The sequence below is a fragment of the Sphingomonas sp. genome (assembly GCF_035758555.1).
Lineage (GTDB): Bacteria > Pseudomonadota > Alphaproteobacteria > Sphingomonadales > Sphingomonadaceae > Sphingomonas_B.
Window position 1 is genome coordinate 1 of record NZ_DASTXI010000201.1, and the last position, 9,772, is coordinate 9,772.

Below are 9,772 nucleotides of genomic sequence, written 5' to 3' on the forward strand. Positions count from 1 at the left end.
ACCATGTGCATCGGCGGCGGCATGGGCGCGGCCGGCCTGTTCGAGGTTCTATAGTCTTACCGCACCCGCACGCCGCGGTCGTGCAGCATGGGCGAGAGCGCGCGGTAGAGGCGGCCGTAGCGGTAGAACGGCACGCGCGGCCACAGATGATGCACCAGGTGCAGGCTGTGGCCGATGCTGGCGATCGCGAGCAGGCGGCCGCGGCGAAGGGCGGTGGCATGGTAGCGGTCGCCGGCAGCGAAGGGCCGGTGCGGCAGCCAGCTGAGGAAAATGCCCATCAGCAGCCGCCCGACAGTGGCCGGCACGACATACAGCGCAAAGATCTCCGCGCCGTGGCCGAGCGCGACCGCGACCCACACCGCAATGCACATCAGGCCGTGCGCGATCTGATGCGTGCGCCATTCCCGCGCACGCATCACCTTCCACGCATCGAGATAGCCGAGATTGGGCGTCTCGCGTCCATAGATCATGCGCCAGGCGGGGATCGGCACCAGGTTCGTGACCACCGACAGCGCCGCCAGTGGAAATAGCCGCCACAGCGGTCCCTGCACGAACGCGTCGGGATCGCGTTCGCCATTGGTGTGGGCGTGATGCGCGTGGTGGGTGCGCAGCAGCAGCGGCCAGCTCATGCCGAGCAACACCCCGGCCCACCAGCCGATCAGCCGGTTCGCAGGATCGAACCGCCGCGAGCGAACGATGTTGCGATGGATCGCCTCGTGCGCCGGCGTGTAGTGAAGATAGGCGGAAATGCCGAGCGGCAGCGTCAGCAGCCAGGGCGAGGCGGCCCCGGACAAGCCGCACGCGACCGTAGCGACATGGAGCGGCGCGATCAGCGCCAGCATCGCCAGCGTCGGCCAGGCGACCGGCGGCGACAGCGCGCGCGCGGTTTCTCCTTCGACCGCAGTCATCAGCATGCGCAACGCTCCCCCCACGCTTCAGACTAGGGGTCGTTGGTTAACGAAGGTTTGCGGGAACCCGCAGAATCGGTCCGATCTGGTAACATCCGATACGGTCTTTGCTCGACAACGGACTGAAACCGCGGCAGCTATCCGCGCGGGGAGGCACGAACGACATGATCCTGACGACACTTGCGGCCGCGGCGTTCGATCCGGAAGCGGCAACCCAGGCCTATCTGGCCACGCTGAACGGCGCCGCGCGCGCGAAGTCCGACGCTTATTTCGAAGGCGGCTATTGGCTGCTGCTGTGGGGCGCCGTGGTGACAGTGCTGGTTTCGTGGATCGAGCTGCGCTTCGGCTGGTCGGCCAAGTGGAGCGGCTGGGCAGGCCGCGTCACGCAGCGGCGCTGGCTCCGTCCCGCGCTCTATGCCCTCCCTTTCGTCGTGGTGACCGCGCTGCTGACCCTGCCCTGGTCGATCTACACCGATTTCTTCCGCGAGCATCAATATGGCCTCTCCAACCAGAGCTTCGGCGAATGGGGCGGCGACCAGCTGAAGGGATTGCTGATCCAGCTGATCATCTTCCCGCTGCTGCTGATGGCGATCTTCGCCGTGATCCGCCGCAGCCCGCGGCGCTGGTGGCTGTGGGCGACTTTGGTCGTCTCCGCCTTCATCATGGTCGGCGCAGTGATCGCGCCCGTGTTCATCTCGCCCCTGTTCAACACCTACAAGCCGATGGCGGCAGGCCCGCTGCGCGACCAGATCCTGGGCATGGCGCATGCGAACCATATTCCGGCCGAGAATGTCTATATTTTCGACGCGTCGAAGCAGACCAAGCGCATTTCCGCGAACGTCTCCGGTCTCGGCCCGACGATCCGCATCAGCCTCAACGACAATCTGCTGAACCGCACCTCGCCGGCCGAGGTGAAGGCGGTGATGGGGCATGAGATGGGGCATTATGTGCTCGGCCATGTCTGGCGGAACCTGATCGCGTTCACGGCCGTGTTCCTGCTGCTGTTCGTGCTGCTCTGGTGGAGCGCGCCGCGGCTGCTGGCACGTTACGGGCAGCGCTGGGGCGTGACCAAGGTCGAGGATCCGGCATCGCTGCCGCTGCTGATGGCGATCACGTCGGTGCTGTTCCTGCTGCTGACCCCGGTGCTGAACACGATCGTGCGCACCGACGAGGCGGAGGCGGACGCATTCGGCCTCGATGCGGCGCAGGAGCCGGACGGGTTCGCGGCGGTGTCGATGAAGCTCAGCGAATACCGCAAGATTTCGCCGGGACCGGTCGAGGAGTTCATCTTCTTCGATCATCCGTCGGGCGAAAACCGGGTGCGGCGGGCGATGCAGTGGAAGGCGAAGCACCTGAACGAGGCGCCTTGAGCCGGTTCGCGCTGTTCGGCCCCGGCTATGTCGGCGCGCGCCTCGCCGAGGCGGTCGGGGCGCGCGGCTGGACTGTCGCGCGGATCGGGCGGGCGGAGATCGACGATGCCGGAAGCGCGCTCGCGACCGCGACGCATATCCTCTCGACCGTACCGCCGGACGAGCACGGCGACCCGGTGCTCCGCCGCTATCGCCCCGCCCTCGCCCGTGCACCGCGCTGGATCGGCTACCTGTCGTCGACTGGCGTCTATGGCGATACCGGAGGCGCCTGGGTCGACGAAAGCGCACCCGTCGGACACGGCCGCCGCTCGGCGCGCGCGGTAGCGGACCGCGAATGGCTGAGCCTCGGCGCCCATGTCTTCCGCCTGCCCGGCATCTACGGCCCCGGCCGCTCTCAGCTCGACCGGATCGTGAGCGGGGCCGCCTACCGCGTCGAACTGCCCGGCCAGGTATTCAGCCGCATCCATGTCGACGATATCGTCGCCGCCGTGATCGCCGGCTTCGGCGCACCGCCCGGCGCCTACAACATCGCCGATGACTGCCCCGCCCCGCAGGACGAGGTCACGGCGTATGCCGCGCGACTGCTCGGCGCACCGATGCCGCCCGTCGTGCCGCCGGAGAACCTGCCGCCGACAGCACGCGCCTTCTACGCCGAGAACCGCCGGATCGCGAACGGCCGCGCCAAACGGCTGCTCGGCTGGCAGCCGGTCTATCCGTCCTACCGGGAGGGCCTGCGGGCACTCAGCGCGACGATCAGCCCTGCCAGCGTCAGCGCCCCGCCGAGCGCAGCCGTCACCGACCAGCGATAGCCTTCGAACCAAGTCGAAAAGCCCATCGCCAGGATCGGGATCAGCACGCTCGAATAGGCCGCGCGCGCCGCGCCGATCTCGCGGATGATCCGGTAATAAAGCAGGAACGACAGCGCCGACGCCGCCAGTCCGAGATACAGCACCCCGGCGAGATAGCCGGGCCGCGCGTCGAGCACCGGCGGCCCGGCGGTCGCCCAGGCGATCGCGCCGTCCGCCACGGTACCGACCACCATGCTCCAGGCGACCATCGTCGCGACCGGCAGGCGCCGCGCCCGCTCCGTTCCCTGCAGCACGTTCGCGACAGACGCGGACAGCACCGCCAGCAGGGTCAGACCGATGCCCCGGAACACAGCGCCATTGTCGGCGCCGTCCAGCTTCAGCTCGTGCGCGAACAGCAGGCCGATGCCGAACAGCGCGACCGCCGATCCGAACGCGAACGGCCGCGACAGCCCTTGCTTCAGGAAGATGCGCGCCAGCACCGCGTTGGGCACCAGCAGCAGCGCGAACACCACTGCCACCAGGCCGGACGTCACATATTGCTCGGCGCGGTAGACCAGGTTGAAGTTCAGCACGAACTGCGTGAAGCCGACCAGCAGCACCAGCCCCCAATCCCGCCGGGCAACGCGGAGCGGCGTGCGCGTGACGAGCGCGTAGGCGAACATCGCCACGCTTGCGGTCAGGAAACGGTAGGTGACGGACCAGCTTGGCGGCACCACGCCCAGCTGATCGCGAATGACGAGCCAGGTCGAGCCCCAGATCAGCGTGATTATGACGAACGGCACCAGCACATGCGCGCGCACGCGCCCGGGCAGCGGCGCCTCGCTCACAGCGCCGCGATCGCTTCCGCCAGCGGCCGGATCGCCGCTTCGTCCTGATCCCAGCTGATCACCAGCCGCGCCGCACCCGGCCCCCAATCGTAAAAGTCGAAGCCGAGCGCGCGCAGCTTCGCCGCCTCGTCGGCGCTCACGCGCAGGAACACCTCGTTTGCCTCGACCGGGTGGATCAGCCGATCGCCCGCCGCCTGGCCCAGCATCGCGGCGCCGCGGTTGGCGGCCCCGCCGTTGTGGAGCCACAGATCGTCCTTCAGCATCGCCAGGAGTTGCGCAGCGAGATAGCGGCCTTTCGAGAACAAATGTCCGGCGCGCTTGCGGCGGTAGAGCGTCGCCTCGGCCAGCTCGGGCCGGAAAAAGACCAGCGCTTCCGCGCTCATGCCGCCGTTCTTGACGAAGCCGAAGCTCAGCGCGTCGATGCCGCCGCGCCAGGTGAGGTCGGCCGGCGAGCAGCCGAGATGCGCGACCGCGTTGGCGAACCGCGCCCCGTCCATATGGAATCCGAGGCCGCGCCGCTTCGCGACTTCGCCCAGCGCCGCCACTTCGTCCGGCGTGTAGACCCGGCCATATTCGGTCGCGTTGGTGATCGACAATGCGCGCGGCTGCACCTGGTGCACGTCGTTGCGGATGCCGGCGCAGACCGCCTCGACCGCGTCCGGCGACAGCTTCGCGCCGTCGCCGTCAGCCAGCAGCAGCTTCGCGCCGTGCGTGAAGAATTCCGGCGCGCCGCATTCGTCGACATTGATGTGCGCTTCGCCGTGGCAGATCACGCCGCCGAACGGCGGGCACAGCGCCGCGAGCGCCAGCGAATTCGCGGCCGTCCCGGTCGCGATCCACAGCGCCCGCACCTCGGTTTCGAACAGGCCGGAAAAGACGCCGTCCAGCTGTTTCGACCAGCGATCGCCGTCATAGGCGGTGTCGAGGCTGTTGGCGGCGGCGAGAGCCTCCAGCACCGCGGGGTGGGCAGCGGCGGCGTTGTCGGAAAAGAAGCGCATCGATTGCGCCCTTGGAGCGCTTCGCGCGCGCGGTCAACGCCGTGTCCCGCACCGAAACAGCAGCCGGTCCGAAACGGGCAAAAAGGTAAACAACAAATGAACTGTATCGTGTATGATCCGTTCTGGATCCCGAGTGACGGCTCGCCAAGGGCCGCACTGAAACGGGTCGCAAAAAGGGAACCTGTGTATGAAAAAGTCGCGTTTTGTCATGGCCGCGGCCGCGGCGGCAATGGCTGCCCCGGCAAGTGCGGCGGTGATGACCCTGACCAGCGTCACCGCGAACGGCGCGAACGAATTTTCCTTTACCTATCAGGGAACGTTGGGACCGGACGAAGGTGTCCGAAGCGGCGACCGGCTGATCATCTACGACTTCAACGGCTATATCGACGGATCGATCTTCACGCCGGGCGCCGATGTGGTCGGGACGACGGAGCTGACCTCGTCGTCTGGCCTGGTCGCGCCGGGCTTCAACGATGATCCCAATGTCGTGAACCTGGTCTTCACTTATGTCGGCGCTGATTTCCGCAACACCGGCGGCCCGTTCTCGCCGTTCGATTTCGACGGGCTCGGCGCCCGCTCGACCTTTGCCGGCAAGATCGCCGACGCGTTCTTCACGCTGACCACGAAGAACAATCCCGACGGCCTGCCCGGCGGCTCGAACACCGCGATCTATACGCTCGGCGCTGTGACGGTGCCGGCGGTGCTTCCGGTCCCTGAGCCTTCGACCTGGGCGCTGATGCTCGGCGGGTTCGGGCTCGCAGGCTGCGCGCTTCGGCGGCGCGACCGCAGGGCTGCGGCTGCCGCCTGAGTCACCAAAAGGGGGTGATGGTTGCGTCGCTGTCCGGCCGGGCGGCGGCGCTTCTTTTTTAGCACTTGCGATCCGGCGCGGCCCCGCTCAATCTCCCTGCCCTAACAGGGGGACGAAGGGGTGACGGCCCAGGCGTTCGACGAGATGGGGAGCGAGCCGCGGCAGGCCTATGCCGCGCTCAGCGCCTGGCTCGACGAAACGCCCGGCCCCTACCTCCAGACCCGCCGCGCCCAGGCCGAATTGTTCTTCCGCCGGATCGGGATCACCTTCGCCGTCTATGGCGACGCGCAGGCAGACGAGCGGCTGATTCCGTTCGACATCATCCCGCGCATCCTGTCGGGCGACGAATGGACCGGGCTCGAGCGGGGACTGGTGCAGCGCGTCAATGCGCTCAACGCGTTCCTGAACGATATTTACGGGTCGCGGGAGATCATCAAGGCAGGAATCGTTCCCGGAGAGCTGGTGCTGCGGAATCCGCAATTCTGCCTCCCCGCGATCGGCCGGGCGCCGCCGCACGGCATCTACACGCACATCGCCGGCATCGACATCGTCCGTACCGGGCCAGACAGCTTCCATGTCCTCGAGGACAATGTGCGCACGCCTTCCGGCGTTTCGTACATGCTCGAAAACCGAGAGGTGATGCTGCGGCTGCTGCCGGAGCTGACCGACCGGCACCGGATCGCGCCGGTCGAGACCTATCCCGAGCTGCTGCTCAGCACGCTGCAATCGGTGGCGCCGCCGCGCTGCCGCGGCGAACCGACGGTCGCGGTGCTGACCCCCGGATTCCACAACTCGGCCTATTACGAACACAGCTTCCTCGCCGATAAAATGGGCGTCGAACTGGTCGAGGGCAGCGACCTGCTGGTGCAGGGCGACGTGCTCTACATGCGCACCACCGACGGGCCGCAGCGCATCGACGTGCTCTACCGCCGCGTCGACGACGCTTATCTGGATCCGCTCGTGTTCCGCCCGGATTCGACGCTGGGCGTGCCGGCGCTGATGAGCGCCTATGCCACCGGCAATCTCGCCATTGCCAACGCGGTCGGCACCGGCATCGCCGACGACAAGGCGGTCTACAGTTACATGCCCGACATCGTGCGCTTCTATTCAGGCGAAGACGCGATCCTAAAGAATGTCCCGACCTGGCGGTGCCGGGAGCCGCAAGCATTGGCCTATGTGCTCGATCATCTGGACGAGCTGGTCGTGAAGCAGGTCGACGGCTCGGGCGGTTACGGCATGCTGGTCGGGCCGCACGCGGCCAGAGCCCAGATCGACGAATATGCCGCCCGGCTGCGCGCCCAGCCGGAAGGGTTCATTGCCCAGCCGACGCTGGCGCTTTCGACCTGCCCGACGCTGGTCGACGAGGGGATCGCCCCGCGCCATGTCGACCTCCGCCCGTTCGTGCTGACCGGCGCGCAGGGCGTGCGCATCGTGCCCGGCGGCCTGACGCGCGTGGCGCTTAAGGAAGGATCGCTGGTGGTGAACTCCAGCCAGGGCGGGGGCACCAAGGACACGTGGGTGCTGGATGGGTAGGCGCGGACGAGTCGCCGCGGCAAAGCCGCGTCGTCGGACGGACGCTTGCGCCCGCCGGCCGGCTTTGCCCGAGTCGGGGCGCGGGCGCGCGCCCTCGCCGGGCTGCGGCTAGTGCTCTCCCGCACCGCAGCCGACCTGTTCTGGGCGGGGCGCTATGTCGAGCGGGCGGACTTCATCTCGCGGCTGATCGACGCGACGCTGCGGCTTGCGGCGCTTCCCTCCAGCTATGGCGGCGCGGTCGGTGCGTGGAGCAGCGCGCTGGCGGCAGCGGGAATCGAGCCGCTCTACGCCGAGCGCCATCCCGAACTGACCGAGCGCAGCGCGACCGCGTTCCTCGCGCTCGATCCCGCCAATCCCTCGTCGATGCGCACCTGCATCGAGCGGGCGCGTCACAATGCCCGCGCCGTGCGCACGGCGCTGACGGTCGAGGTATGGGAAGCGATCAACACCGCCTGGCTGGAGATCCAGGGCTTTGGAACCACCCTGGAATCCCGCGCCGCGCTTAGCCGGCTTGTCGAGCATGTGAAGAGCTCGGCGCTGCTGTTCGACGGCGCCACGCACCGCACGATGCTGCGCGAGAAATCATACTGGTTCCTGCGCCTCGGCGCCGCGCTGGAGCGCGCCGACAACACGGCGCGGCTGCTCGACGTCAAATATCATCTGCTGCTGCCGCGCGACGAGCCGGTCGGCGGCAGCCTCGACTATTTCCAGTGGACGACGATCCTGCGCACCGTTTCGGCGCTCACCGCCTACCGCCACGTCTATTTCGACAGCATCAAGCCCTGGCTGGTCGCCGATCTGCTGATCCTCAATCGCCGCATGCCGCGCTCGCTCGCCGCCTGCGCGAGCGACCTCGTCCGCTATCTCGACAATCTCGCCCGCTCGACCGGCAAGCGCGGCCCGGCCCACCGCCAGGCCGTCGCGATGTCAGCCCGCCTCGCCCAGGGCGACATGGCCATGATCTTCGCATCGGGTCTGCACGAGTTCATCGGCGAGTTCATTGCCGAGAACAACGCGCTCGGCCATGCGATCCAGGAGCAATATCTGTTCCTATGAGAATCCTGGTCGACCACTGCACAACCTATTCGTACACCCTGCCGGCGGCGAACGTCGTGCAGGCGCTGCGGCTGACCCCGCGCGATCACGATGCGCAATATATCCGCAGCTGGCGCGTCGATACCGACGTGAACGGCACGATGCGCGAAGGCACCGACGCGTTCGGCAACCGGCTCACCATGTTCTACGCCGATGCTCCGCTGACCTCGCTGACCGTGACGGTCACCGGCGAAGCGGACGTGACCGACGCGCACGGCGTCTATCGCGGGCCGGAGACGCTGCCGCCGCTCGTCTATCTGCGCTCGACCGAGCTTACCCGGCCCGATCCTGCGATCGTCGACATGGCGCGCGGCTGCGAGAGGACGGAGGCAATCGCAACGCTGCACGTGCTGAATGCCGCGGTACACGAGCACATGGATTTCGATACGGCCGAAACCGACGTCGCCACGCCGGCGGCCGAGGCGTTCGCGGGCAAAAGCGGCGTGTGCCAGGATTTCGCGCACATCTTCTGCGCTGCCGCCCGCGTGCTCGACATTCCGGCGCGCTACGTCTCGGGCCATCTCGCGCGGCAAGGAGATCCGGCGCAGGAAGCGGCCCATGCCTGGGCGGAGGCGCTGGTGCCCGATCTCGGCTGGGTCGCCTTCGATCCCGCGAACGGCATCTGCGCGACCGATGCCTATTTGCGCGTCGCGGCAGGACTCGACTATCTCGATGCGGCGCCGGTCCGCGGCGCCCGGCGCGGCGGCGGTGTCGAGACGATGCACGTTCATGTCCACGCCGCGGACGCGATGAAGCAGAGCCAGGGATAGGGGGCCAGTCCAATGACCTATTGTATCGGGATGCTGGTCCGCGAAGGCATGGTGCTGATGGCGGACACCCGGACCAACGCGGGCGTCGACAACATCTCCACCTATCGCAAGCTCCGGCTTTACGGGAACGACGGCAAGCGGTTGATCGCGGTTGCCTCGGCCGGCAGCCTTTCGACCACCCAAGGCGCGATCCAGCGCGTGACCAAGGGCCTCGCCCATCCGGAAACCGGCAAATACGAGAATTGGGGCAGCTTCCAGAGCATTTACGATGCCGCGATCGCCGCCGGCCGTGCGCTGCGGCAGGTGCGGGATTCGATGCAGGATCTGGCGCAGCCGGGGATCAACTTCGACGCGACCCTGCTGGTCGGCGGCTCGATCAACGGCGAGCCTTCGCGGCTGTTTCTCGTCTATTCGGCCGGCAACACGATCGAGTGCGCGCCCGATACGCCCTATCTGCAGATCGGCGAGCTCAAATACGGCAAGCCGATCCTCGACCGCGCACTCCACTACGACACGCCGCTGAACGCCGCCGTGAAGCTCGGCTTGCTCAGCTTCGATTCGACGATGCGCGCGAACCTTGCAGTCGGCCTGCCCATCGACCTGATGGTCGCCGATGCCAATGCCGGCCAGGCCCGCACCAACATCCGCATCGAG

The 9,772-nt window shown here is 67.6% G+C and carries 10 protein-coding genes; 7 read left to right on the forward strand and 3 right to left on the reverse strand.

The genetic code is table 11. The features are described from left to right. Positions 1–56 precede the first annotated feature (56 nt). On the reverse strand, positions 57–914 hold the full coding sequence (locus VFT73_RS12225; protein ID WP_326411486.1) for a fatty acid desaturase: 858 nt from the start codon (positions 912–914) through the stop codon (positions 57–59). A 158-nt stretch (positions 915–1,072) separates the two neighbouring features. Between VFT73_RS12225 and VFT73_RS12230 the strand changes: the two genes are divergently transcribed. Both VFT73_RS12230 and VFT73_RS12235 read left to right on the forward strand, forming a co-directional pair. Beyond that, positions 1,073–2,278, forward strand: coding sequence for a M48 family metallopeptidase (locus VFT73_RS12230; protein WP_326411488.1), 1,206 nt, complete (start codon positions 1,073–1,075; stop codon positions 2,276–2,278). Next, on the forward strand, positions 2,275–3,087 hold the full coding sequence (locus VFT73_RS12235; protein ID WP_326411490.1) for an SDR family NAD(P)-dependent oxidoreductase: 813 nt from the start codon (positions 2,275–2,277) through the stop codon (positions 3,085–3,087). Before VFT73_RS12230 ends, VFT73_RS12235 begins: the two co-directional genes overlap by 4 nt. On the opposite strand, the gene VFT73_RS12240 is transcribed toward VFT73_RS12235, so the two are convergent. Both VFT73_RS12240 and VFT73_RS12245 read right to left on the reverse strand, forming a co-directional pair. Beyond that, positions 2,997–3,914 carry a DMT family transporter gene (locus VFT73_RS12240; RefSeq protein ID WP_326411492.1) on the reverse strand — a complete coding sequence of 306 codons (918 nt, stop codon included), beginning with the start codon at positions 3,912–3,914 and terminating at the stop codon, positions 2,997–2,999. The genes VFT73_RS12235 and VFT73_RS12240 overlap by 91 nt on opposite strands. Continuing rightward, positions 3,911–4,912: a threonine aldolase family protein gene (locus tag VFT73_RS12245; RefSeq protein ID WP_326411494.1), complete on the reverse strand. Its 1,002-nt coding sequence runs from the start codon at positions 4,910–4,912 to the stop codon at positions 3,911–3,913. The genes VFT73_RS12240 and VFT73_RS12245 overlap by 4 nt, the downstream gene beginning before the upstream one ends. Before the next feature lie 187 nt (positions 4,913–5,099). On the opposite strand from VFT73_RS12245, the gene VFT73_RS12250 reads away from it, so the two are divergent. The 5 genes from VFT73_RS12250 to VFT73_RS12270 all read left to right on the forward strand — a co-directional run. Next, complete coding sequence (locus VFT73_RS12250) at positions 5,100–5,720, forward strand: PEPxxWA-CTERM sorting domain-containing protein (RefSeq protein WP_326411496.1); 621 nt, start codon at positions 5,100–5,102, stop codon at positions 5,718–5,720. Positions 5,721–5,864: 144 nt separating this feature from the next. Then, a complete protein-coding gene (locus VFT73_RS12255; protein ID WP_326411505.1) occupies positions 5,865–7,253 on the forward strand; it encodes a circularly permuted type 2 ATP-grasp protein in 1,389 nt (462 codons plus the stop codon). Between the two features lie 45 nt (positions 7,254–7,298). Beyond that, positions 7,299–8,309 (forward strand): alpha-E domain-containing protein, encoded by a 1,011-nt coding sequence (locus tag VFT73_RS12260; protein WP_326411499.1) that lies wholly within the window; start codon positions 7,299–7,301, stop codon positions 8,307–8,309. Then, complete coding sequence (locus VFT73_RS12265) at positions 8,306–9,118, forward strand: transglutaminase family protein (RefSeq protein ID WP_326411501.1); 813 nt, start codon at positions 8,306–8,308, stop codon at positions 9,116–9,118. The genes VFT73_RS12260 and VFT73_RS12265 overlap by 4 nt, the downstream gene beginning before the upstream one ends. Positions 9,119–9,130: 12 nt before the next feature. Continuing rightward, the coding region (locus tag VFT73_RS12270) for a peptidase (protein WP_326411503.1) at positions 9,131–9,772 on the forward strand (642 nt) is incomplete at its 3' end.

Bases quoted from the DNA above. Each gene is read 5' to 3' on its own strand.
- VFT73_RS12265 (WP_326411501.1), top strand. From the start codon at position 8,306: ATGAGAATCCTGGTCGACCACTGCACAACCTATTCGTACACCCTGCCG.
- VFT73_RS12230 (WP_326411488.1), top strand. From the start codon at position 1,073: ATGATCCTGACGACACTTGCGGCCGCGGCGTTCGATCCGGAAGCGGCA.
- VFT73_RS12245 (WP_326411494.1), bottom strand. From the start codon at position 4,912: ATGCGCTTCTTTTCCGACAACGCCGCCGCTGCCCACCCCGCGGTGCTG.
- VFT73_RS12225 (WP_326411486.1), bottom strand. From the start codon at position 914: ATGCTGATGACTGCGGTCGAAGGAGAAACCGCGCGCGCGCTGTCGCCG.
- VFT73_RS12255 (WP_326411505.1), top strand. From the start codon at position 5,865: ATGGGGAGCGAGCCGCGGCAGGCCTATGCCGCGCTCAGCGCCTGGCTC.
- VFT73_RS12250 (WP_326411496.1), top strand. From the start codon at position 5,100: ATGAAAAAGTCGCGTTTTGTCATGGCCGCGGCCGCGGCGGCAATGGCT.